Annotated in this window: 17 protein-coding genes; 3 read left to right on the forward strand and 14 right to left on the reverse strand. The window is 73.4% G+C overall.

What is annotated here, in order from left to right; genetic code table 11:
- Nucleotides 1-131: 131 nt before the first annotated feature.
- From GA0070624_RS29140 to mraZ, 13 genes are all read right to left on the reverse strand, one after another.
- The gene (locus GA0070624_RS29140; protein WP_091346180.1) at nt 132-878 is read right to left on the reverse strand and encodes a YggS family pyridoxal phosphate-dependent enzyme; all 747 of its coding nucleotides are present in this window, start codon (nt 876-878) and stop codon (nt 132-134) included.
- Nucleotides 879-887: 9 nt separating this feature from the next.
- Nucleotides 888-2,003, reverse strand: coding sequence for a cell division protein FtsZ (gene ftsZ, locus GA0070624_RS29145; RefSeq protein WP_091346182.1), 1,116 nt, complete (start codon nt 2,001-2,003; stop codon nt 888-890).
- Nucleotides 2,004-2,265: 262 nt separating this feature from the next.
- Nucleotides 2,266-3,084, reverse strand: a complete 819-nt coding sequence (locus GA0070624_RS29150; RefSeq protein ID WP_091346184.1) for a cell division protein FtsQ/DivIB — start codon at nt 3,082-3,084, stop codon at nt 2,266-2,268.
- Nucleotides 3,081-4,562, reverse strand: coding sequence for a UDP-N-acetylmuramate--L-alanine ligase (gene murC, locus GA0070624_RS29155; RefSeq protein WP_091346186.1), 1,482 nt, complete (start codon nt 4,560-4,562; stop codon nt 3,081-3,083). Before murC ends, GA0070624_RS29150 begins: the two co-directional genes overlap by 4 nt.
- Before the next feature lie 136 nt (nt 4,563-4,698).
- Nucleotides 4,699-5,805, reverse strand: coding sequence for an undecaprenyldiphospho-muramoylpentapeptide beta-N-acetylglucosaminyltransferase (gene murG / locus GA0070624_RS29160; protein WP_091346188.1), 1,107 nt, complete (start codon nt 5,803-5,805; stop codon nt 4,699-4,701).
- Nucleotides 5,805-7,229, reverse strand: a complete 1,425-nt coding sequence (locus GA0070624_RS29165) for an FtsW/RodA/SpoVE family cell cycle protein (protein ID WP_425413563.1) — start codon at nt 7,227-7,229, stop codon at nt 5,805-5,807. The genes murG and GA0070624_RS29165 overlap by 1 nt, the downstream gene beginning before the upstream one ends.
- A 225-nt stretch (nt 7,230-7,454) precedes the next feature.
- Nucleotides 7,455-8,579 carry a phospho-N-acetylmuramoyl-pentapeptide-transferase gene (gene mraY, locus GA0070624_RS29170; protein ID WP_091346192.1) on the reverse strand — a complete coding sequence of 375 codons (1,125 nt, stop codon included), beginning with the start codon at nt 8,577-8,579 and terminating at the stop codon, nt 7,455-7,457.
- Nucleotides 8,576-9,973 carry a UDP-N-acetylmuramoyl-tripeptide--D-alanyl-D-alanine ligase gene (locus GA0070624_RS29175; RefSeq protein WP_091346193.1) on the reverse strand — a complete coding sequence of 466 codons (1,398 nt, stop codon included), beginning with the start codon at nt 9,971-9,973 and terminating at the stop codon, nt 8,576-8,578. The genes mraY and GA0070624_RS29175 overlap by 4 nt, the downstream gene beginning before the upstream one ends.
- Complete coding sequence (locus GA0070624_RS29180; protein ID WP_091346195.1) at nt 9,970-11,493, reverse strand: UDP-N-acetylmuramoyl-L-alanyl-D-glutamate--2,6-diaminopimelate ligase; 1,524 nt, start codon at nt 11,491-11,493, stop codon at nt 9,970-9,972. Before GA0070624_RS29180 ends, GA0070624_RS29175 begins: the two co-directional genes overlap by 4 nt.
- A 90-nt stretch (nt 11,494-11,583) precedes the next feature.
- Nucleotides 11,584-13,794 (reverse strand): peptidoglycan D,D-transpeptidase FtsI family protein, encoded by a 2,211-nt coding sequence (locus GA0070624_RS29185; RefSeq protein WP_091346197.1) that lies wholly within the window; start codon nt 13,792-13,794, stop codon nt 11,584-11,586.
- Between the two features lie 4 nt (nt 13,795-13,798).
- Nucleotides 13,799-14,398 carry a cell division protein FtsL gene (gene ftsL / locus GA0070624_RS29190; protein ID WP_091346199.1) on the reverse strand — a complete coding sequence of 200 codons (600 nt, stop codon included), beginning with the start codon at nt 14,396-14,398 and terminating at the stop codon, nt 13,799-13,801.
- Nucleotides 14,395-15,504 carry a 16S rRNA (cytosine(1402)-N(4))-methyltransferase RsmH gene (gene rsmH / locus GA0070624_RS29195; RefSeq protein WP_091350042.1) on the reverse strand — a complete coding sequence of 370 codons (1,110 nt, stop codon included), beginning with the start codon at nt 15,502-15,504 and terminating at the stop codon, nt 14,395-14,397. The genes ftsL and rsmH overlap by 4 nt, the downstream gene beginning before the upstream one ends.
- Before the next feature lie 200 nt (nt 15,505-15,704).
- Entirely contained in the window at nt 15,705-16,136 is a 432-nt protein-coding gene (gene mraZ / locus GA0070624_RS29200) for a division/cell wall cluster transcriptional repressor MraZ (RefSeq protein ID WP_091346201.1), read from the reverse strand.
- 356 nt (nt 16,137-16,492) lie between these two features.
- On the opposite strand from mraZ, the gene GA0070624_RS29205 reads away from it, so the two are divergent.
- Genes GA0070624_RS29205 through GA0070624_RS29215 form a run of 3 tightly spaced genes read left to right on the forward strand, consistent with a single transcriptional unit; the run spans nt 16,493 to nt 19,129 of the window.
- On the forward strand, nt 16,493-17,740 hold the full coding sequence (locus tag GA0070624_RS29205) for a MurT ligase domain-containing protein (protein ID WP_091350044.1): 1,248 nt from the start codon (nt 16,493-16,495) through the stop codon (nt 17,738-17,740).
- Entirely contained in the window at nt 17,730-18,449 is a 720-nt protein-coding gene (locus GA0070624_RS29210; protein ID WP_091346203.1) for a type 1 glutamine amidotransferase, read from the forward strand. The genes GA0070624_RS29205 and GA0070624_RS29210 overlap by 11 nt, the downstream gene beginning before the upstream one ends.
- Complete coding sequence (locus GA0070624_RS29215) at nt 18,446-19,129, forward strand: TVP38/TMEM64 family protein (protein WP_091346206.1); 684 nt, start codon at nt 18,446-18,448, stop codon at nt 19,127-19,129. The genes GA0070624_RS29210 and GA0070624_RS29215 overlap by 4 nt, the downstream gene beginning before the upstream one ends.
- Nucleotides 19,130-19,406: 277 nt before the next feature.
- On the opposite strand, the gene leuS is transcribed toward GA0070624_RS29215, so the two are convergent.
- Nucleotides 19,407-22,247, reverse strand: a complete 2,841-nt coding sequence (gene leuS, locus GA0070624_RS29220; RefSeq protein WP_091346209.1) for a leucine--tRNA ligase — start codon at nt 22,245-22,247, stop codon at nt 19,407-19,409.
- Nucleotides 22,248-22,499 lie beyond the last annotated feature (252 nt).

A 22,499-nucleotide genomic window follows, 5' to 3' on the forward strand; every position in this document is an offset into this window, starting at 1 on the left:
TGGACAACCTGCCCACCGGACCGGATCGGCAATCCCCTGACGGGCGATTCCTTCTCGCCCGCCATGACCCCCGGACAACGGGATGCCGTTCCTGAACAACACCGATGTAATTTGCTTCGTTCGCGGTCAGGCTACCGCAGCGTGGGACGCATTCCGAGCAACGCGCTGCCGACGCGGACGTGTGTCGCGCCGTATCCGATCGCAATTTCCAGGTCCCCGCTCATCCCGGCGGACAGCGCGGTGGCCGCGGGGTACAGCCCCCGGAACCACCCCGTCACCTCGGCCAGCCGGGCGAACGCCCGCTCCGGCTCCCAGCCCAGCGGCGCCACCGCCATCAGGCCGCCCAGCCGCAGCGCCCCCGCGCCGGCCACCGCCTCCGCCACCGGGCCGAGGCCGCGGTCCGGGTCGGCCGAGTCCGGCACCGCCCCGCCCCGCGCCGGGTCACCGTCGATGCTGACCTGGACCAGCACGTCCAGCGGCCGGTCCCGGCCGGCCGCCGCGGCCGCGTCCAGCGCCCCGGCCAGCCGGACGCTGTCGACCGACTGGACGACGTCGGCGTACCGGACCACCGAGCGGCACTTGTTGCGCTGCAGCTGGCCGATGAAGTGCCAGCGCGGCGCCACCCCGGCCGCGGCCACCTCGGCGGCCTTGGCGGCCGCCTCCTGGTCGCGATTCTCCCCCACGTCGGTGACCCCCAGCCCGGCCAATGCCACCACGTCCCCGGCCGGGTAGGTCTTGGTCACCGCGATCATGGTGACCTCGGTACGGTCCCGGCCGGCGGCGGAGCACGCGTCCGCGATCCGGGCCCGGACCCGGGCCAGTCCGGCCGCGAGCTCGGCACGACGATCCGGTCGTACCGTGGCTGTTCTGTCGGTCATCGGCGCGGCTCAGGACCCGTTCTTGAGGAAGTCGGGCACGTCCACGTCGTCGAAGAGCACCCGGCGCGGCGACTGCTGCGGGGCCGGCATGCTGGCCGGCGGCGAAACCGGCGAGTTCGGCTGCGCCGGCTGGTTCTGGTTGGTCTTGCGGCCCGGCTCGGCCGCCTTGTACGCGGGCATGCCCCCGTCGAAGCCCGCCGCGATCACGGTCACCCGAACCTCGTCGCCGAGCGCGTCGTCGATGACCGCGCCGAAGATGATGTTGGCTTCCGGGTGCGCCGCGTCGGTGACCATCTGAGCGGCGTCGTTGATCTCGAACAGGCCTAGGTCGGAGCCGCCGGCGATGGAGAGCAGCACGCCCCGGGCGCCGTCCATGCTCTGCTCCAGCAGGGGGCTGGAGATGGCCGCCTCGGCCGCCTCGACCGCGCGGTTCTCGCCCCGGGCGCTGCCGATTCCCATCAGCGCGCTGCCGGCACCGTTCATCACGCTCTTGACGTCGGCGAAGTCCAGGTTGATCAGACCCGGGGTGGTGATCAGGTCGGTGATGCCCTGGACACCGGAGAGGAGCACCTGGTCGGCGGTCCGGAAGGCGTCCATCATGCTGATGTTGCGGTCGCCGAGCGCGAGCAGCCGGTCGTTCGGGATGACGATCAGCGTGTCGCACTGGTTGCGCAGCTCGTCGATGCCGGACTCGGCCTGCACCTGGCGACGCTTGCCCTCGAAGGAGAACGGCCGGGTCACCACGCCGATGGTGAGGGCGCCGAGCTTGCGGGCGATGTTCGCCACCACGGGGGCGCCGCCGGTGCCGGTGCCGCCGCCCTCGCCACAGGTCACGAAGACCATGTCGGCGCCCTTGAGCACCTCCTCGATCTCGTCGCGGTGGTCCTCGGCGGCGCTCTTGCCGACCTCCGGGTTGGCGCCGGCGCCGAGGCCCCGGGTCAGCTCCCGGCCGACGTCGAGCTTGACGTCGGCGTCGCTCATCAGCAGCGCCTGCGCGTCGGTGTTGATCGCGATGAACTCGACGCCCTTGAGCCCAACCTCGATCATCCGGTTGACGGCGTTGACGCCGCCGCCCCCGATGCCGACGACCTTGATGACCGCCAGGTAGTTGTGCGGAGGTGTCATCTCCGGTCCTTTCCATTCGAGATTGGCATGGGCCGACCCCACACGGCTTGGCCAGACCAGCGGTCGACGACGGCAGTCCCCGGTAGCGGCTGAGGCTGAACCCTCACCCTCTACTAGAGGCTTACAGTTATGTCAACCACTGATCCTCTTCCGGGCAACGTAAGCGGCTCCACGCCGAGAGCCAAGGATCTGATCGGCGTGTCGCCGCCGGAGCGGGACGACTCACTTTCCCCGCCCACCTGAGAGCCCGCCGGCCGGCGGATCACTGGAAGGTCACCACGTCCGGCGCGCTGACGTCGATCGTTTTCGCCTGCTGACCCAGCAGGGCGGTGGCCACCCGCGACTTTTCCGCGCCCCGGGTCGCGTCCCCCCAGACCACCATCCGGTCGGCGCGCAGCCGCAGGGTGATCCGGGCCAGCCCGGCCACGTCCACCGAGACCAGCTCGGCGCGCAGCTGCGGGGTGAGCGCGGCGAGCACCGCCAGCCCGGCCCGGGTGCCGGGGTCGCCCGGGCCCGGCCGGTCCACCCGGACCAGCGGCAGCGCGTCCGGGGCGCGGGGCACGGTCCGGAAGACGACGCCGGAGCGGTCGATCAGGGCGAACTGCTCCCCCTGTGGCACCGCCGCGACGGCGGTCCGCTCCACCACCCGGATCACCAGGGTGCCCGGCCAGTCCCGGGACACCGACGCGCGCTCCACCGGCGCCAGCGTGCCGACCCGGCGGGCGGTGGCGGCCAGGTCCACCTGGGCCAGCGGCGTGTCGTCGGGGACCGCCGCCGCGTCCCGCACCTCGACCGGGGTGACCAGCTCCGCGCCGACCACCCGCACCTCGCGGACGCCGAACAGGCCGGTGCCCAGCAGGGTCCAGGCGACCAGCCCGGCCAGCGCGAGCACCCCGGCGGCGACCGCCCACGGCAGGGCGGCCCGCATCCGGCGCCGCCGGGCCCGCGCCATGAACCGCCGGGTCGATGGCGGGACCGCGTCCGTGCCGGCCCGGACCAGCTGCCAGCGGCGTACCGGACCGCGCCGGCCGGCGCCGCCGTCCGCGCCCGGGACCCGGCCCCGGGCCGGACCGGGGCTCATCCGGCCGCGGCGTCCGGGCCGACGGCACTGCCCATGGCCGTCGCGCCGCTGGCCTCAGCGCTGCGGGCCAGCAGGGCGTCGAGGAGCTGGTCGCCCATCAGCGAAATGGGCGGCGCGCCCATGGTGACCACGACGTCGCCCGGTCGCGCCCGGCGGGCCACCTCGACCGGCGCCGCCTCCCACGAGTCGACGAAGACCTTCCGCTCGGCCGGCAGCGGCACCACCTCGATCAGCGCCGCCGAACCCTCGCCCGGCTGGCGCAGCTCGCCGGGGCCGAAGACCTCCAGCAGCACCAGCTCGTCGGCGATGCCGAGCGCCGCGGCGATCTCGGCCTGCAGGTCCCGGGTCCGGTAGAGCCGGTACGGCTGGAAGACCACGACCAGCCGGCCCGCGCCGGCCACCTCGCGCAGGGTCTGCAGGGCCAGCGTCATCGAGGTCGGGTGGTAGGCGTACTCGTCGTAGACCACCACGCTGTCCGCGACGCCCTTGCGCTCGAAGCGCCGTCGCACGCCGGGGAACACGCCGAGCGCGGCCTCCGCCGCCTCGATCGGCAACCCCAGCAGGTACGCGGCCAGCACGGCCGAGGCGCTGTTGAGCCCCATGTGCCGCCCCGGCACCGGCAGCCGGATCTCGCCCAGCGACCGGCCGTCGATCTCGGCCAGGTAGCGCACCCCCCGCGCGGAGGAGGCCATCTCGCTCAGCCGCAGGTCGGCGTCGGCCGACTCGCCGTACGTGTACACCCGCCGCCCCTCGGCCCGCAGCGTCGCGGCCAGCCGCCGCCCGCCCGGGTCGTCGGCGCAGGTGATGATGAACCCCTCCGGATCGGTGAGCCGGGCGAAGTCGGCGAAGGTCGCCTCCAGCGTGGCCAGATCGCCGTAGGTGTTCAGGTGGTCCGCCTCGATATTGGTGATGATCGAGACGTACGGGCGGTAGATCAGGAACGAGCGGTCGCTCTCGTCGGCCTCCACCACGAAGTACTCGCCGGTGCCGTGGTGCGCCCCCGAACCCACCTCCGAGATCTCCCCGCCGATCACGAAGGACGGATCCGTCCCGGCCTGCTGGAGCACCATGGTGACCATCGAGGTGGTGGTGGTCTTGCCGTGGGTGCCGGCGACCGCCACCGTCCGGCGGCCGGTCATCGCCGCGGCGAGCGCCTCGGAGCGGTGCAGCACGCGCAGGCCGCGCCGGCGGGCCTCGACCATCTCCAGGTGGTCCTGCGGGATGGCCGAGGAGTAGACCACGGTGTCCACGCCGTCAAGGTTGGACGCCTCGTGGCTCATGTGGATCGTGCCGCCGAGCGCCCGCAGGCCGGCCAGGGACGGCCACTCGCGCAGCTCGCTGCCGGAGACCGGCAGGCCCCGGGTGAGGAAGAGCCGGGCCAGGCCGCTCATGCCGACCCCGCCCACCCCGATCAGGTGGATCCGGCCCAGGTCCTCCGCGGTCAACGTGCCGGCGGGGGTGAACTGCGCGGTGTTCATGCCGAGTACCTTCCCGTCGCGGTGCCGCTCACGGCGCCGCCGTTGTTCGCGACTGCGGGGCTCGCAAGCTCACTCCTCGCGCTCACGGCGCCGCCGTTGTTCGCGACTGCGGGGCTCGCAAGCTCACTCCTCGCGCTCACCGAGACACCGCCTCGTAGACGAAGTTCAGCAGCGCGACGTCGCCGTCCCGCCGGCCGTACGCGGCCGCGGCGGCGCCCATCGCGGCGAGCCGCCGCGGATCCCGGACCAACGGGATGACCGTCCGCTCCAACCAGTCCGGGGTCAGCTCGGCGTCGTCGACGAGCAATCCGCCCCCGGCCTCCACCACCGGCAGGGCGTTGCGCTTCTGCTCCTGGTTGCTGTGCGGGTAGGGGACGTAGATGGTGGGCAACCCGATGGCGGCCACCTCGGCGCAGGTCATCGCCCCGCCCCGGGCGAGCATCAGGTCGGCGGCCGCGTAGCCGAGCTCCATCTCGGACAGGTAGGGCAGGGTCACGTACGGCACGGGCAGGTCGGTGGGGACCGACACCGGCTCGTTGCGGGCGCCGATCACGTGCAGCACCTGCACGCCGTTGCGGGCCAGTTCCTTGGCCGCGCCGGAGACCGCCAGGTTGATCGAGCGGGCGCCCTGCGAACCGCCGGCGACGAAGAGCACCGGCAGGTCGGGGCGGAGCCCGAAGTGGGCCCGCGCGGCGGCGCGCAGGGCGGCGCGGTCCAGCCCGGCGATGCCCCGGCGCAGCGGCACGCCGACCACCCGCGCGTCGCGCAGCGACTCGGCCTGGGCCGGCTGGTGCGGGAAGCCCACCGCGACGTGCTTGGTGAACTTCATCCCCAGCCGGTTGGCCACCCCTGGGGGGACGTTCACCTCGTGGATGACGATCGGCAGCTCACGCCGCCAGGCGGCCAGGTAGCCGGGCACCGAGACGTACCCGCCGAAGCCGACCACGACGTCGGCCTGGACCTCGTCGATCACCTTGCCCGCCGCGCGGGCCGCCTTCCACATCCGGTCCGGGGTGCGGACCAGACTCATGTTGATCGAGCGAGGCAGCTGGTAGGCCGGGATCTGGCGCAGGTCGTAGCCGTGCGGCGGGATCAGCTCGTTCTCCAGGCCCTTCGGGGTGCCGAGGCAGGTGATCCGGACGCCCGGGTCGTGTCGACGCAGGCAGTCGGCAAAGGCGAGAAGCGGGTAGATGTGCCCGCCCGTACCCCCTCCGCAGAGCACCACCGAACGCAGCGGACCCATCAGCGTCTCCTCTCGCTCCCCGTCCCGGCGCGCGTCCGGCTCGGCCGGGCGCCGCGGGCTGCGGCCTGGTCGTCCTCCCGCCGCCCACGGGACCGGGGCACGGACCCACGGTCGGCCGGTGGCGACGCCGGTCGGCGTCGCCCGCCGGGAAGCGGCGGCAACGGGGCCCAGAGTAGTCGGACCCACCGGGCCGGTGGACGGGCATGCAGGGCTCGGGCCGCGTCGGGCTCGGCACGGGCGAAGGAGGCGAGCATCCCGACCGCGGCCAGGGTGACGACCAGGGCGCTGCCGCCGTCGGAGATGAAGGGCAGGGGCACGCCGGTCAGCGGGAGCACGCCGACCACGCCGCCGATGTTGATCACCGCCTGGCCGACCAGCCAGGCCGTCACCCCCGCGGCGGCGAGCCGGCGGAACGGGTCCTCCACCCGCCGGGCGATCCGCAGTCCGGTGTAGGCCAGTACGGCGAAGAGCACCAGAACCACCGTGCAGCCGACGACGCCCAGCTCCTCGGCGATGATCGCGAAGATGAAGTCGTTGTGCGCCTCGGGCAGCCAGCCGAACTTGAGGCTGCTCTTGCCCAACCCGACGCCGAACCAGCCGCCGTGCTCGATCGCGTTGCGGGCCTGGACGATCTGGTAGCAGGCGTTCTCGAAGCACTTGGCCGGGTCCGGCGGGTCGACGAACGAGGTGAGCCGGGTCAGACGGTAGTTGTCCGCGTCGCGCGAGCCGGAGCCGGCGCCGAGGGACGCCGCCGCCACCAGCAGGCCGATCCCGAGCAGGCCCACCGCGGAGAGCGCGGCGAAGACCCGCAGCCGCACCCCGGCCGCCCAGAGCAGGCCGACCACCAGGGCGAGCAGGCAGAGCATGCTGCCCAGGTCGTTGTAGCCGACCAGCACGAAGAGCAGGCCGACCACCGGGAAGAGCGGGGTGGCCAGTTCCTTCCACCAGCCCAGCGCGGCGCCCTTGCGGACCAGCACGTGCGCGCCCCAGAGCGCCAGGGCGAACTTGGCCAGCTCGGCCGGCTGCACCTGGATCGGGCCGAGGTAGAGCCAGAGCAGGTGGGCCCGCAGCGGGCCGATCGAGTCGATTCGGAACAACGAGTCCAACACGACCAGCAGGTTGAGCAGGAGCAGCAGCACCACCGCCAGCCCGAGCACCGGCCGGCCCAGCGCGCGGAAGGTGCGGGCAGGCAGCCGCTGGCAGGCCCAGAACACCACGATGCCGACCACCGCGAAGATCGTCTGCTTGACCAGGGAAGCCGAGGCGTCGCCGCCCTCGGCGTAGTCCTTCACGCTGGTCGCCGAGAAGACCATGGTCAGGCCGATCAGCAGCAGCAGGCCGGCGCTGGAGATCAGCAGGTGGTAGGAGGCCAGCGGCCGGGCCAGCAGACCGCGCAGCGCGGCGAGCCCACCGGCCGGATCCAGGCCGAGCGGCAGGCCCGGCGGATCCGGCGTCCGGGTCGCCGCCGGCGCCCGCCTGGCCTGCGGGTCGGTCGTGCCGTCGGTCTGAAGTCCCTCCCCCACCCGCACATCATCGCGGCTCGGCCCGCCCGGCCGTGGCGCAACCGCCCCGTCGGCGTGTCGAAGCGAAAGGAGGGGCCCCTTGTCAACGCCTGGCGTCGACGAGGGCCCCTCCGTTCCTTGGCCGGCTCAGGTGACCGCCGCGAGGAACTCGCTGTAGAACAGGCCCAGCGCGATGGCCACGCCGATGCCGGCGATGATCCAGAACCGGACCACGATGTTGACCTCGCTCCAGCCGGCAAGCTCGAAGTGGTGCTGCAGCGGCGACATCCGGAACACCCGCTTGCCGGTCGTGCGGAACGAGATGATCTGGATCACCACGGACATCGTGATGATCACGAAGAGCGCCCCCAGGATCGGCAGCAGCAGGATGGTCCGAGTGGACATCGCCATGCCGGCGATCAGGCCGCCCAGGCCGAGCGCGCCGGTGTCGCCCATGAAGATCCGGGCCGGTGAGGTGTTCCACCAGAGGAAGCCGACGCAGGCACCGGCGGCCGCGCCGGCGATCAGCGCGATCTCCAGCGGATCCCGGACGGTGTAGCAGTACGCCTCGGTGTAGTTCGGGTCGGCGCACCAGTGCCGGTACTGCCAGAAGGCGATCAGCCCGTACGCGGCGAGCACCATCACCGAGGCGCCGGTGGCCAGGCCGTCCAGGCCGTCGGTGAGGTTGACGCCGTTGGTCGCCGCCATCACCACCATGATGATGACGATCACCGCGCCGATCTTGCCGATCTCCAGCGCCGGAATGTCCCGGATGAAGCTCAGTGTCGTGCTGCCGACCGTCTCGGCGTTGGTCCGGTTGCCGCTGGCGTCGTACATGGTGCTCGGGAAGTAGAGCGCGACGATGCCGAAGATCGCCCCGACCAGGATCTGGCCGGCCAGCTTGCCGCGCTTGTTCAGCCCGCCGCTGTGCCGCTTGCGCACCTTGAGAAAGTCGTCGATGAAGCCGACCGCGCCGGAGAAGACCATCAGACCGAGCAGCACCAGCGCGGTGATGGTCGGCTCCACCTGGGCGATCTGCGCGTCCGGCAGGGTGGTCAGCGCGAGGTGGCCGGCGACGTACGCGATCACCGTGGCCAGGATGAAGACCACGCCGCCCATCGTCGGCGTGCCCTTCTTGCCCTGGTGCATGGCCGGGCCCTCGGCCCGGATCGGCTGGCCCGCCTTGAGCCGGGTGAACACCTTGATCGCGATCGGGGTGCAGAACAACGAGATGAGGAACGCGACCCCGACGGCGACGATCACCGCCCTCATGAGGCGGCCTCGTTCCCGGCGGCCGCGCGCAGCGCGTCGGCCACCTCCCAGGTGCGGTACCGGGAGCCCTTCACCAGGACCACGTCACCCGGACGTAGCTCGCCCCGCAGCACCTCGACGGCCGCCGCCTGATCGGTGAGCAGCACCGAACTTCCTCCCCAGTCGCTTACCGCTGTCGCGCCGTCGTGGATCGGCGCAGCCGCCTCGCCCACCACGAGCAGCCGGTCCACGCCCAGTTCGGCCGCGAGCCGGCCGACCTGCTGGTGTCCCTCCCGCTCGAACGCGCCCAACTCGGCCATGTAACCGAGCACGGCGAGGGTACGCCCCTGCCCCCCCATGCCGGCCAGCGCCCGCAGCGCGACCGCCATCGAGGCCGGGTTGGCGTTGTACGAGTCGTCGATCACCGTGACCCCGTCGGGACGCTCGAAGACGTCCATCCGGCGGGTGGAGACCAGCCCCAGCTCGCCGAGCGCGACGGCCAGGTCGGCCAGCGGCATGCCCAGCTCGCGGGCCACCGCCGCGGCGGCGAGGGTGTTGGAGACCTGGTGCCGCCCGGTCAGCCCGAGCCGGACCGGCGCGCGACCCTCCGGCGTCACCAGGGTGTACGACGGCCGGCCCCGGTCGTCCAGCGCCACGTCCACGGCGCGGACGTCGGCGTGCGCCGCCTCGCCGTACCGGACCACCCGGGCGGGCGTGCGGGTGGCCATCCCGTCGACCAACGGGTCGTCGGCGTTGAGCACGGCCAGCCCGTCGGCCGGCAGCGCCTCGACCAGCTCCCCCTTGGCCAGGGCGATGGTCTCCACCGAACCGAACTCGCCGATGTGCGCCACCCCGACGTTGAGCACCACCGAGATCCGCGGCGGCGCGATCTCGCAGAGGTACCGCACGTGCCCCACCCCGCGGGCGCTCTTCTCCAGCACCAGGTAGCGCGTCTCCGGGCCCGCCTGCATGACCGTGTACGGGTGGCCCAGCTCGTTGTTGAACGTGCCGGGCGGCGCCACGGTCGGGCCGAGCCGGACGGTGAGCTGGCCCATCAGGTCCTTCGTGGTGGTCTTGCCGGAAGAGCCGGTCACGCCGATCACGGTGAGCCCGGGCAGCCGGTCCACCACCGCCCGGGCCAGGCACGCCATCGCGGCCAGCGCGTCGTCGACCAGCACCATCGGCACCCCGGGCACCGCGCGGGTGCCGAGCACCGCGACCGCCCCGGCGGCGACCGCGCCGGCGGCGTAGTCGTGCCCGTCCACCTTCTCCCCGGGGAATGCGACAAAGAGCCCACCGGGGCCGACCTTGCGGGAGTCGAACTCGACCGACCCGGTCACCCGGGCGTCCGGGTCGGCGGCGACCAGCCGCCCGTCGACCGCCGAGGCGACCTCGGCCAGGCTCAGCGCGATCACCGCTGACCCGCCCGGTCCCCGAAGCGGGCCCGCAGCGCGTCGGCCAGCTCGGTGCGGTCGTCGAACGGCAGGATCTCGCCGCCGATCTCCTGGCCGCGTTCGTGCCCCTTGCCGAGCACCGCCACCACGTCGCCCGGCTCGGCCAGCCGGACCGCCTCGGCGATCGCCGCCCGCCGGCCGTCCACCTCGATGATCCGGGCCGGGGTGCCGGCTGCGTACGCCCCGGCGAGCACCTCGGCGCGGATCGTGGACGGGTCCTCCGTCCGCGGGTTGTCGTCGGTCACCAGCACCACGTCGGCTCCCTCCGCGGCGGCCCGGCCCATCACCGGCCGCTTGCCCCGGTCCCGGTCGCCGCCGGCGCCGATGACGCAGATCAGCCGGCCGGCGCTCAGCTCCCGCAGCGCGGCCAGGGCGGCCACGATCGCGTCCGGCTTGTGCGCGTAGTCGACCACGCCGCGCACCAGGGCGTCCCCGCTGACCAGCTCCAGCCGCCCGGGCACCCCGCCGCAGGCGGCCACCCCGGACGCCGCGGTCGCCGGGTCCACCCCGACGGCCACCAGCGCGGCGATGGCCAGCAGCGCGTTGGCCACGTTGTGCCGGCCCGGCAGCGCCACGCCGGCCGGCACGGTCAGCCCGTCCGGGCCGTGCGCGGTGAACCGCTGGGTGTACCCCTCGCCGTCGACGTCCGTGGCGTACCAGGTGGCGGCCGGGTCGCCGGCCGCCGAGTAGCTGACCGTGGCCGGCTTGAACAGCGGACGCAGCTCCGGGTCGTCGTGGTTGAGCACCTCGACGTCGCAGCGGCCGTCGAAGAGCTGCGCCTTGGCGGCGAAGTAGTCGTCCCGGTCGGCGTGGAAGTCCAGGTGGTCGGAGCCGAAGTTGGTGTAGCCGCCGACGGTGAAGCGGACCCCGCCGACCCGGCCCATGGCCAGGGCGTGGCTGGAGACCTCCATGACCACCGCGGTGACCCCGCGGTCCCGGGCGGCGGCGAGCATGGCGTGCAGGTCGGTCGCCTCGGGGGTGGTCCGCACGCTGTCGACCACCAGGTCGCCCAGGCGGGTCTCCACGGTGCCGATCAGGCCGGTGGTGTGGCCGGCCGCGCGCAGCCCTGACTCGATCAGGTAGGCGGTCGAGGTCTTGCCGGCGGTGCCGGTCGCCCCGATCATGGTCAGCCCCTCGGTCGGGTCGCCGTAGACGGTGGAGGCGACGGTGCCCAGCACCGCGCGGGGGTCGGCCACCACCAGCGCGGGCAGCCCCGCCAGGGCGGCCAGCTCCGCGCCGGCCGGGTCGGTCAGCACGGCCACCGCGCCGGCCTCGGCCGCGCCGGCGGCGAACTCCGCGCCGTGCCGGCGAGCACCGGGCAGCGCCGCGTACAGGTCGCCGGGGCGGACCTCCTGGCTGGCGTGGGTCACCCCGGTCACGGCCACCTCGGCGGCGCCGGTCGGTGGCTCGGCGGCGAGTCGGGCGGCGAGATCGCCGAGCCGGACGGGATTCACGGTACGGGGTCGTGGATTGCCGGGCACGGCGTCAGACCCTACCCGGTCGTCCGGTTCCGGCCACAAAGCCGCCCCGGTGGTTTGTCCCACGCACCGATGATGTCCCGCCGTTTCCGCTCAGCGCGGAAAGACCTCGAACTTCGGGGACCTGCTGGTGGCCGAGGGCGGCACCCGGTAGTGACGCAGGGTGAAGCCCATCATCTCCCGGAACGCCGGGGCGGCCACCGCGCCGCCCTCGCCGCCGGGGCTCCAGACGAAGACCGCCACCACGTACCTCGGCTTCTCCGCCGGGGCCATCCCGATGAACGAGCCGACCTCGCCGGGCTGCTGCCTGCCGTCGACGTACCGCAGGCCGGTGCCCGTCTTGCCGGCCACCCGGTAGCCGGAGACCGCCGCGGCTCGGCCGGTGGCCCCCTCGACGGTGGTGACCGCCTCCAGCATGGTCCGCAGCGCGGCCGCGTTGGCCGGGCTGAGCACCGATCGGGTGACCGGATTCGGGCCCGGCGTCCGCTTGCCGTCCGGCCCGATCACGTCCTTGATCAGGTGCGGCTGGACGTACCGCCCGTCGTTGGCGATGGCCGCGTACGCGGCGGCCATCTGCAGCGGCGTGGCATCGACGCTGTGCCCGATCGGCACCGACCCGTACGACGACCCGCTCCACTCCGCCGCGGGCAGCAGCCGCCCGGAGGCCTCCCCCGGCATCCCCTCGCCGGTGGGCTGGCCGAGGCCGAACCGCTTCTGGTAGTCGATCAGCCGGTCCTTGCCGAGCCTGTCGGCGATCTCGATGGTCCCGACGTTGGACGAGTACGCCAGCATCCCGGGGATGCTCATCCGCCGGCCGTTGGCCGGGTGGGTGTCCCGGAAGGTCACGTCGCCCTTGGTGATGCTGTTGGCGATCGGCATCTCCGTCTCCGGCGTGATGACACCCTCCTGGAGGGCCGCCCCGTAGGTGATCGCCTTGTGGATCGAGCCCGGGTCGACGACGAAACTGGTCGCCGCGTCCTCCCGGGCGGTCGACTTGCTCTCCTCCGGCGTCGCCGCGTTGTAGGTCGGGTTACTCGCCTGGGCCAGCACCTCGCCGGTGGCGACGTCGAGGACCACGGCGGCGCCGACGCTGCCCCGGGTCTGCGCCATCTGGGCGCTGAGGATCCGCTGCACCTGAAACTGGAGATCCCGGTCGATGGTCAGCTCCAGCGAGCTGCCCGGCTTGGGCTCGGTGGTCTCGCTGTAGCCGCCCGGGATCGGCGCGGCCAGGTCGCCCTGCCCCACCTCGTACCTCTTTCGACCGGACTGTCCCTGCAGCAGGTCGTCGTACTTCGCCTCCAGTCCCTCCAGGCCGACCATGTCCTGGCTGGTGAAGCCGATCAGGTTGGCGGCCAGGTCGCCGCCGGGCACCTCGCGCCGCTCGTCCCGGTGCACGCCGATGCCGGCCAGGTCCAGCGCCACGATCTGCTTGGCCTTGTCGATCTCGACGCCCCGGGCCAGGTACTGGAACTGGGACTCGCCCCCGCCGGGGAGGGTCCGCCGCTTCATCTTCTCGGCGAGTTCGGAGGCCGGCAAGCCGAGCAACGGAGAGAGCAGCCTCGCGGTCGCCACCCGGTCCTTGACCCGCGTCGGGTCGGCGAAGACGTACCGCGCCTCCACGCTGTGCGCCAGCGGGGCGCCGGTCCGGTCGTAGATGGCGCCGCGCGGGGCCGGCAGGTCGACCACGGCCAGCCGCTTCGCGAGCCCGCCGTCGGCGTACGCCGGGGTGTCCACCGTCTGGAGGTAGACCAGCCGGATGCCGATGGTGGCGAAGAGCGCCAGGGTGAGCAGCGTGCCCAGCCGCAGCCGGCGGCGCGGGTCGGCGAGCTTCGGCGGGCGCCGCGGCTTGCGGGAGGGCCGGCGCGCGGCGGCCCGGTCCGGGCGGCGCGGCGCGCGCGGACCCGGGCGGCGGCGCGGCGGCGGCAGATCGTCCTCGTCGTCGGGCCGGGCCCGGCTGGGGCGCGGCACCGTTCGCACCACGCCGACGCGCCCACCCCCGGCGGCGGTCTCCCGGCGGCCGGTGCGGGTCGCGCCGGTCCGGCCACCGTCGAGCACCTGCAACGCCGGCCGGAACGGGTCGCCGGAGCGGCTGCTACGCGGGGTACGTCGCGGCTCGGCGCCCCCGCTGGTCGCGGCCCGGGCGGCGCCGCCGCCCTCACGGATGGTCCGCCCCCGGGGCGTGTACGCCCGGGCGTCGGAGATGCCCCCGATGCCCGGCTCGCCGGAGCGCGGGTCGGCGCCCCGGGACGAGCCGCGCCGGGAGCCCGTGGCGTCCCGGCGCGGTTCCTCCGATCTCGGGGGCACCTGACTACCCCCCGTTGCCCTGCTGGCTGGTGATGGCCGGCTCACCCGTGGCCGGGTGCGGCACACCGATCATCCGGCCGTCCGGCAGCCGGATGTACGCGGGCTCGCCCGACTCGACGAGGCCGAGCTTGCGGGCGTTGGCGGTCAGGTTGCCCGGCGCCTTCTGCTCGGCGATCTCCTTCTCCAACTGCTCCTGGTCGACGTCGAGCTTGGCCTGCTGCTGCTGGAGCTTCTCCAGCCGGAAGGCGTTCTCGTTGATCTTCGTGTTGACCAGCAGGATGCCGAGCACCCCGCCGACCACCAGCACCAGGATCAGCCCGACGAACGGCGCCCGCGGCACGGACACCGGCGGCGGCGGGGCGACCCGCAGCCGCGGCGGCGGCCCGCCGGTGGTCCGGGTCCGCTCGGCCGGCCGCAGCGCGGCGCTGCCCTGGGTGGGGAACTCGCGCACCCCCCGGGCGCGAGTCTCCCCCCGACGGTCGAGCCGGTCGGCCCCCGCCGTCGCGGTCGTGGTCCGCGTGGTGCGCTGCGCCGCGGTCCGGCCCCCCGACCGCGGTGCGCGCTGCCCGACGGCGTCCCGGCCGTCGCGCGTGTTGACGTTCATGTCCCCTCCCCCTGTTCGTCCGTCCCGCTGCCGTCCCTCGGGGCCGACCGGGGATCCCTGCCGGATCCCGGTGACCCCGTCCCCGGTTGGTGCATCGCCTTGACCCGGCGGCGGTACCGTTCGCGGTCGGTACGCCCCTGCCGGGCCGCCTCCGGGTCGAGCCGTTCCGCGGCCCGCAGCCGCACCGAGGCGGCGCGCGGGTTGGCGGCGACCTCCGCCTCCGCAGGGAGCTCGGCGCCTCGGCTGAGCAGCCGGAACGTCGGGCCCGTGCCGGGCAGTTCGACCGGGAGGTCGATCGGGCCCTTGCTGCGGACCCGGTCGGCGAGCGCCTGCTTGGTGAGCCGGTCCTCCAGCGAGTGGTAGGACAGGACCACCATGCGGCCGCCCACGGTGAGCTTGTCCAGGGCGGCCGGCAGCGCCGTCTCCAGCGCGGCCAACTCCCTGTTTACCTCGATCCTTAAAGCCTGAAACGTTCTCTTTGCCGGGTGTCCCCCGGTTCGTCGGGCTGGTGCCGGAATGCTCTCCCGGACCAGCTCCGCCAGCCGCGCCGACGAGGTGATCGGAGCGCGCTCTCGCTCCCGGATGATCGCCGAGGCGATCTTCCCGGCGAACTTCTCCTCGCCGTACACCCGCAGCACCCGGGCCAGGTCCGGGTGGGAGTAGGTGTTGACCACCTCCTCGGCGGTCATCCCCCGGGTCTGGTCCATCCGCATGTCCAGCGGCGCGTCCTGCGCGTACGCGAACCCGCGGTCGGGCACGTCGAGTTGCAGCGACGACACCCCGAGGTCGAACAGGATCCCGTCGACCGCCGGGTACCCGAGCCGGTCGAGCACCTCGGGCAGCTCGTCGTAGACGGCGTGCTCGAGGTGGATCCGGTCGGCGAACCGGGCGAGGCGGACCCGCGCGTGGGCGAGGGCCTCGGTGTCCCGGTCCAGGCCGATCAGCACCGTGTTGGGGTGCGCCACCAGGACCGCCTCGGCGTGCCCGGCCAGACCCAGCGTCGCGTCGACGTGAACGGTGCGGCGATTCCGACCCAGCGCGGGGGCCAGCAACTCGAGACATCGCTCGAGCAGCACCGGCACGTGGGTGCCGCGTAGCTCCCCCATCTCGACCCCCTGGTTGAAACGTCTTTCCGTCCGTGTCGCGCCCTGCGTCGGACGGCGCTCGTCGTACCGCCAGATCCCCATCCGCTCCCGCCCGCGGCGGCCCCGGCCCCCGACTGGATCGTGCGCCTGGCACCGGGGAAGGGGTGCCAGGAACTCGAAAGCGGCTGGAGATCTCGCAGTACGTCGGGCGCCGTCACGCCCTACAGACCGCCGGGCAGCACCCCCTCCTCGATGTCGGCGAAGTCGTCTTCGCTCTCCGCGAGGTAGGCCTCCCAGGCCCCCCTGGCCCAGATCTCCACCCGGGTGCTCGCGCCGATCACCACCAGATCCCGGTCGAGGCCGGCGTACGAGCGCAGGTGCCCCGGAATGGTCACCCGGCCCTGCTTGTCCGGAACCTCGTCGTGTGCGCTGGCGAAGAAGACCCGGCTGTAGGCCCGGGCCGCCTTGTGCGTCATCGGCTGCGCGCGCAACTGCTCCGCGATCCGCTGGAACTCGGGCATCGGGAAGACGTAGAGACAGCGCTCCTGCCCTTTGGTGATCACGACACCCCCCGCCAACTCGTCCCGGAACTTCGCCGGAAGGATCAACCGGCCCTTGTCGTCCAGGCGCGGAGTGTGGGTGCCGAGGAACATCGGCCCAACCCCCTTGCCCTGAGCGGCGTTCGCGGCGCCGCTGACCCCCCGGGCCGGTGCGGCCCTCCCGGCCTCACCATCGCGCCCCACTCTACTCCACTTCCCTCCACCTGCAACCGGAATCGCCCGCGTGGCGCGCCGTTTCCGTGGGCAAAAGAGCACGTCAAAGGGGGTGGGGCGGAGTGGAGGACGGCGCTGCCCCCGCGGCCGCGTCCGCTACCCGACATAGATCGACTCCATCCGGCCGAGCACCGGCCGGCCGGACGCCTGACGGTGCCCGGCCGAACGGATCGCCGTCGGCGGCGATCTGGTGGGGCCGCGGGTCCGGTAACCTCGCTGCCGTGACGGACGCGAAGATGCCCCTGCGGGCAAAGGTGGCCAGTTCGGTGTCGCGGACCGCCGCGGCGCTGTCGCGGGCCGCGGGCCGTGGCGACGGCTCGGTGATCGGTGGCTGGATCGGTCTCAAGATCGATCCCGACCTGCTCGCCCACCTGTCCTCGGGGCGCGCCATCGCCCTGGTGTCGGGCACCAACGGAAAGACCACCACCACCCGGCTCACCGCCGCCGCCGTGGGCGTGCTCGGCCGGGTCGCCACCAACTCCTTCGGCGCCAACATGCCCACCGGCCACACCTCCGCCCTCGCGAAGGCCGGCAGCACCCCGTACGCCGTCCTCGAGGTCGACGAGCACTACCTCGCCCAGGTGCTGGAGGCCACCGAGCCGCACGTGGTGGCGCTGCTCAACCTCTCCCGCGACCAGCTGGACCGGGCCAAGGAGGTCGCCATGATGGCGCAGCTCTGGCGCGCCGCGCTGGTCCGGCACCCCGACGTGCGGGTGGTGGCCAACGCCGACGACCCGATGGTGGTCTGGGCCGCCACCCCGCCGGCCGACCCGGCGCAGGGCATCAACCCACCGCACGTCACCTGGTTCAGCGCCGGCCAGCGCTGGCACGACGACTCGTGGGTCTGCCCCGAGTGCGGCTACACCATCGAGCGCTCAGGCGACCAGTGGCGGTGCACCGGCTGCCCGCTGCGCCGGCCCGAACCGCAGTGGACGGTGGAGGACGAGGGCGTGCTCGACCCGACCGGCGCCTGGCACAAGGTGCAGCTCCAGCTCCCCGGCAAGGTCAATCTGGGCAACGCGGCGACCGCGCTGGCCGTCGCCGCCGAGTTCGGCGTACGCCCGGTGGACGCGGTCTACCGGCTCGGGGCGGTCACCTCGGTCGCCGGGCGCTACGCGCAGGTGGAGCGGGACGGACGCAACATCCGGCTGCTGCTGGCCAAGAACCCGGCCAGCTGGCTGGAGGCGTTCGACATGGCCGACGAGGCACCGACCCTGCTCTCCATCAACGCGCGGGACCCCGACGGGCTGGACACCTCCTGGCTCTACGACGTCGACTTCGCCCCGCTGCGCGGTCGGCAGGTGCTGATCACCGGCGACCGGGCGTACGACCTGGCCGTGCGGCTCGACGTCAACGACGTGCCGTTCCAGCACGTACCGAGCTTCGACGAGGCGGTCCTGGCGGTGCCCCCGGGCCGGCTGGAGGTCATCGCCAACTACACCGCCTTCCAGGACATCCGAGCGGAGCTGGACCGTGTCAACTGAGACCCTGCGCATCGTCTGGATCTACCCCGACCTGCTCTCCACCTACGGCGACCGGGGCAACGCGCTGATCCTGGCCCGCCGGGCCCAGCTGCGCGGCATGCCGGTCGAGGTGCTGGAGGTCCGCTCCGACCAGCGGCTGCCCTCCACCGCCGACATCTACCTGCTCGGCGGCGGCGAGGACGGCCCGCAGGCGCTCGGCGCCCAGCGGCTGATCGCGGACGGCGGCCTGCACCGGGCGGTGGCCCAGGGCTCGGTGGTCTTCAGCGTCTGCGCCGGGTACCAGCTCCTCGGCACCTCCTTCTTCGCCAAGGGCACCAAGTACGCCGGGCTCGAGCTGCTCGACATCTCCTCGGACCGGGGTCCCACCCGGGGCGTCGGCGAACTGGCCGGCGAGGTCGATCCGCGGCTGGGCATCCCGGCGCTGTCCGGCTTCGAGAACCACGGCGGGCGCACCCACCTCGGGCCCGGGGTGTCGCCGCTGGCCCGGGTCACCGCCGGGGTCGGCAACGACGGCGTCACCGAGGGCGCCTGGCGAGGCAAGCTGCTCGGCACCTATTCGCACGGGCCCGCCCTGGCCCGCAACCCGGCCCTGGCCGACCTGTTGCTGCGCTGGGCCACCGGCATCCACCAGCTCGCCCCGCTGGACGACACCTGGTCCGACCGGCTCCGCGCCGAGCGCCGCGCCGCGGTGGCCGCCGCCCGGGCATGATCCCCGCCGTCCGGCGGCTGCTCCGGCAGCCGTCGGCGCTCCGCTTCGCCGGTCTGCTGCTCCTGCTCGCCGGGTTCGCCGTGACCGTCCTGCTGGTGCCCCGGCCGGACCCGGCCCAGCTGCCCCGGCTCGCCGACTCCCTCGGCGGGTACGCCCCGGTCGCGGCGATCGTCGGCGGCGCGCTGCTGCTGGTGGCCCTGGTTCCCCGTACCTTCATCACGCTCGCGTCGGGCGCGATCTTCGGCCCCCTGGCGGGCGCCGCGTACGCCCTCGGCGCGGCGCTGCTGGCGGCGGCGATCGGCTTCGCGGTCGGCCGGCTGCTCGGCCGGGAGTTCGTGGCCGAGCGGGTCCGCGGCCGGCTGGCCCGGCTGGACGGCTGGTTCGCCCGGCAGAGTGTGTTCGGGGTGATTACCGTCCGGCTGCTGCCGATCGCCGGCTTCGGGCTGGTCAGCTACGGCTACGGGACCACCGGCACCCGGCTGCTGCCGTTCCTGGCCGGCAGCGTGATCGCCGCCACCCCGACCGCCGTCGGCTACGCCGCGATCGGGGCGGCGGTGAGCTCGCCGGGCCACGTCAACTGGTACGCCGCCGCCCCCGCCAGCTTCGGCCTGATCGCCAGCGCGGTGCTGATCCACCGCTGGTGGCGCGCCGAGCGGCGGCGCCGGCTGGGGCCGACCTGATGCCGGCCGCGCGGCCCGATCGGCCGTTCGCCGGCGCTCCGGTGTCGGCCTCCCCGCTCTCCGCGCCACCGACGCCGGCGCGACCACGGCGAGCCGAGTCGCCCCCAGCGATCTGCCGCGGCGTGTCGCGTCCGCGCCAGGCCGCCTGACGACACCGGTCGGAAGGTTCCAGATCACCGCTGAGAGCGCTACGAGCCCACCGTCCGAGCCACTCTTTCCCTGAATCTGCTCCCTTCCCGGGGCGCGCCGGGGCGCGCCCCAGGGCGGGGAGGCGGAGTCAGACGACGACGGAGACCATGCGTCCCTTCACGACGATGACCTTGCGGGGCTCCTTGCCGGACAGCGAGGAGGCCACCGCCTCCAGCGCCGCCTCGCGCACCTCGTCCTCCGACACGTCGGCGGGGACCTCGATGCGGCCCCGGACCTTGCCGTTGACCTGCACCGGGTAGGTCACCGTCTCGGCGACCAGCAGCGCCGGGTCCGCCTTCGGGAAGTCCGCATACGCCAGCGAGGTGTCGTGGCCCAGCCGCTGCCACAGCTCCTCGGCGACGTGCGGGGCGAACGGCGCCAGCATCAGCACCAGCGGCTCGGCCACCTCACGCGGCGTGGCCGACAGCCGGGTCAGCCCGTTGGTCAGCTCGATCAGCTTGGCGATCGCGGTGTTGAACCGCATCGCCTCCATGTCGCCGCGGACGCCGTCGATGACCTTGTGCAGCAGCCGGCGGGTCGCCTCGTCGGCCGGCACGTCGGTGACCCGCGACTCGCCGGTCTGCTCGTCGACGATCGCCCGCCAGACCCGCTGCAGGAACCGGTACGAGCCGACCACCGCCCGGGTCTCCCAGGGACGGGACACCTCCAGCGGGCCCATCGACATCTCGTAGACCCGGAACGTGTCGGCGCCGTACGCCGCGCACATCTCGTCCGGGGTGACCACGTTCTTCAGCGACTTGCCCATCTTGCCGTACTCGCGGTTGACCTTGATGTCGCCCAGGAAGAAGCCGCCGTCGCGCTCCTCGACGTCCGCGGCGGGCACGTAGGCGCCGCGGGCGTCGGTGTAGGCGTAGGCCTGGATGTAGCCCTGGTTGAACAGCTTCCGGAACGGCTCGAACGACGAGACGTGGCCCAGGTCGTACAGGACCTTGTGCCAGAAGCGGGCGTACAGCAGGTGCAGCACGGCGTGCTCGGCGCCGCCGACGTACAGGTCGGTGCCGCCGCAGTCGCCCGCGTCGCGCGGCCCCATCCAGTACCGCTCGTTCTCCGCGTCGACGAAGCGCTCGCGGTTCGTCGGGTCCAGGTAGCGCAGCTCGTACCAGCAGGAGCCGGCCCACTGCGGCATCACGTTGGTCTCCCGGGTGTAGCGCTTGGGCCCGTCACCCAGGTCCAGCTCCACCTCCACCCAGTCGCGCCGCCGGGACAGTGGGGTCTCCGGGTTGCTGTCGGCGTCCTCCGGGTCGTACGTCTTCGGGGAGAAGTCGTCCACCTCGGGCAGCTCGACCGGCAGCATCGACTCGGGCAGCGCGATCGGCGCGCCGGTCTCGTCGTACACGATCGGGAACGGCTCGCCCCAGTAGCGCTGCCGGCTGAACAGCCAGTCCCGCAGCCGCCAGGTGACCGCGCCGGTGCCGTGCCCGTTCACCTCCAGCCACTCGATGATCCGGGCCTTGGCGTCGGCGACCCCCAGGCCGTTCAGGTTCAGGCCGCGGTCGGGCGCGGCGCTGTTGATCGCCGAGCCCTCCCCGGTGTACGCCTTGCCGTCGAAGTCCTCCGGCGGCTGCACGGTGCGCACGATCGGCAGGTCGAAGACCTCGGCGAACTCCCAGTCCCGCTCGTCCTGCCCGGGCACCGCCATGATCGCCCCGGTGCCGTAGCCGGCCAGCACGTAGTCGGCGATGAAGATCGGGATCTGCCCGCCGGTGACCGGGTTGGTGGCGTAGGCGCCGACGAAGACGCCGGTCTTCTCCTTGGTCTCCGCCTGCCGCTCCACGTCCGTCTTGGCCGCGGCGGCCTTCCGGTACGCCTCGACGGCCGCCCGGGGGCTGGCGTGCCCGCCGGTCCAGGCCTCCTTCGTCCCCTCCGGCCACGCGGCCGGCATCAGCACGTCGACCAGCTCGTGCTCGGGCGCCAGCACCATGTAGGTGGCGCCGAAGACGGTGTCCGGCCGGGTCGTGAACACCCGCACCGGGCCCTGCGCGGTCGGGAAGTCGATGTGCGCCCCGTTGGACCGGCCGATCCAGTTGCGCTGCTGCAGCTTGATCGGCTCGGGCCAGTCCAGGTAGTCCAGGTCCTCCAGCAGCCGGTCGCCGTACGCGGTGATCCGCATCATCCACTGCTTCAGGTTGCGCTTGAAGACCGGGAAGTTGCCCCGCTCGGAGCGGCCGTCGGCGGTGACCTCCTCGTTGGCCAGCACGGTGCCCAGCCCCGGGCACCAGTTCACCGGCGCCTCCGAGACGTACGCCAGCCGGTGGTCGTCGATGATCTTGCGCCGCTCGGCCACGGTCAGCTCGGCCCAGGACCGGCCGTCCGGGGTGGCCCGGTTGCCCCCCTCGAACTCGGCGATCAGCTCGGCGATCGGGCGGGCCATCTTCACGTCCGCGTCGTACCAGGAGTTGAAGATCTGCAGGAAGATCCACTGGGTCCAGCGGTAGAAGTCGGTGTCGATGGTGGCCACCGAACGACGCTCGTCGTGGGCCAGCCCCAGCCGGCGCAGCTGTTCCCTGTACCGCTCGATGTTCGCCTCGGTCGTGGTGCGCGGGTGGGTGCCGGTCTGCACCGCGTACTGCTCGGCGGGCAGGCCGAACGCGTCGAAGCCCATCGCGTGCAGCACGTTGCGCCCGGCCATCCGCTGGTAGCGGGCGAAGCAGTCGGTGCCGATGTAGCCCAGCGGGTGACCGACGTGCAGGCCGGCGCCGGAGGGGTACGGGAACATGTCCAGGACGTACAGCTTCTCCGCGCCCGACCGGGGGTGGTCCGGGTCGGCCAGCGGCCCGCTCGGGTTCGGCGCGTGGAAGGTCCCCGCCCGCTCCCAGCTGTCCTGCCAGCGGTGCTCGATCTCGTCGGCCAGGGCCGCGGTGTACCGGAACGGGGGAATGTCGCTCGCCGGTGCGGCTGCCTCACTCATGGCGTCTCCTCGGCGCTTCATGTCGGATATGGGGAGCTCTGCTCAGGGCACAAAAAAGCCCCTCACGCAGGAGGGGCCGCCGTGCTGTCGCGCGTCAGCGCATCAGCACGGCCCGGTAAGAAGCAGGAAGACTCCGGCCATGACCGGCAGTGTACCCGCCAGGCGGCCACCCGTGTCGCCCACTACCACGGGTCGGGACGCCCGGCGTGTCCGGACGCGGGCCGGGACCTGGTTACCCGCGCGCGACACGGC

It is taken from the genome of Micromonospora rhizosphaerae, from assembly GCF_900091465.1.
Classification (GTDB): Bacteria; Actinomycetota; Actinomycetes; order Mycobacteriales; family Micromonosporaceae; genus Micromonospora; species Micromonospora rhizosphaerae.

Excerpts from the sequence above, each read along its gene's own strand:
- GA0070624_RS29140 (WP_091346180.1), bottom strand. The coding sequence starts at position 878 with ATGACCGACAGAACAGCCACGGTACGACCGGATCGTCGTGCCGAGCTC.
- ftsZ (WP_091346182.1), bottom strand. The coding sequence starts at position 2,003 with ATGACACCTCCGCACAACTACCTGGCGGTCATCAAGGTCGTCGGCATC.
- GA0070624_RS29150 (WP_091346184.1), bottom strand. The coding sequence starts at position 3,084 with ATGAGCCCCGGTCCGGCCCGGGGCCGGGTCCCGGGCGCGGACGGCGGC.
- murC (WP_091346186.1), bottom strand. The coding sequence starts at position 4,562 with ATGAACACCGCGCAGTTCACCCCCGCCGGCACGTTGACCGCGGAGGAC.
- murG (WP_091346188.1), bottom strand. The coding sequence starts at position 5,805 with ATGGGTCCGCTGCGTTCGGTGGTGCTCTGCGGAGGGGGTACGGGCGGG.
- mraY (WP_091346192.1), bottom strand. The coding sequence starts at position 8,579 with ATGAGGGCGGTGATCGTCGCCGTCGGGGTCGCGTTCCTCATCTCGTTG.
- ftsL (WP_091346199.1), bottom strand. The coding sequence starts at position 14,398 with ATGAACGTCAACACGCGCGACGGCCGGGACGCCGTCGGGCAGCGCGCA.
- rsmH (WP_091350042.1), bottom strand. The coding sequence starts at position 15,504 with ATGGGGGAGCTACGCGGCACCCACGTGCCGGTGCTGCTCGAGCGATGT.
- mraZ (WP_091346201.1), bottom strand. The coding sequence starts at position 16,136 with ATGTTCCTCGGCACCCACACTCCGCGCCTGGACGACAAGGGCCGGTTG.
- GA0070624_RS29205 (WP_091350044.1), top strand. The coding sequence starts at position 16,493 with ATGCCCCTGCGGGCAAAGGTGGCCAGTTCGGTGTCGCGGACCGCCGCG.
- GA0070624_RS29215 (WP_091346206.1), top strand. The coding sequence starts at position 18,446 with ATGATCCCCGCCGTCCGGCGGCTGCTCCGGCAGCCGTCGGCGCTCCGC.
- leuS (WP_091346209.1), bottom strand. The coding sequence starts at position 22,247 with ATGAGTGAGGCAGCCGCACCGGCGAGCGACATTCCCCCGTTCCGGTAC.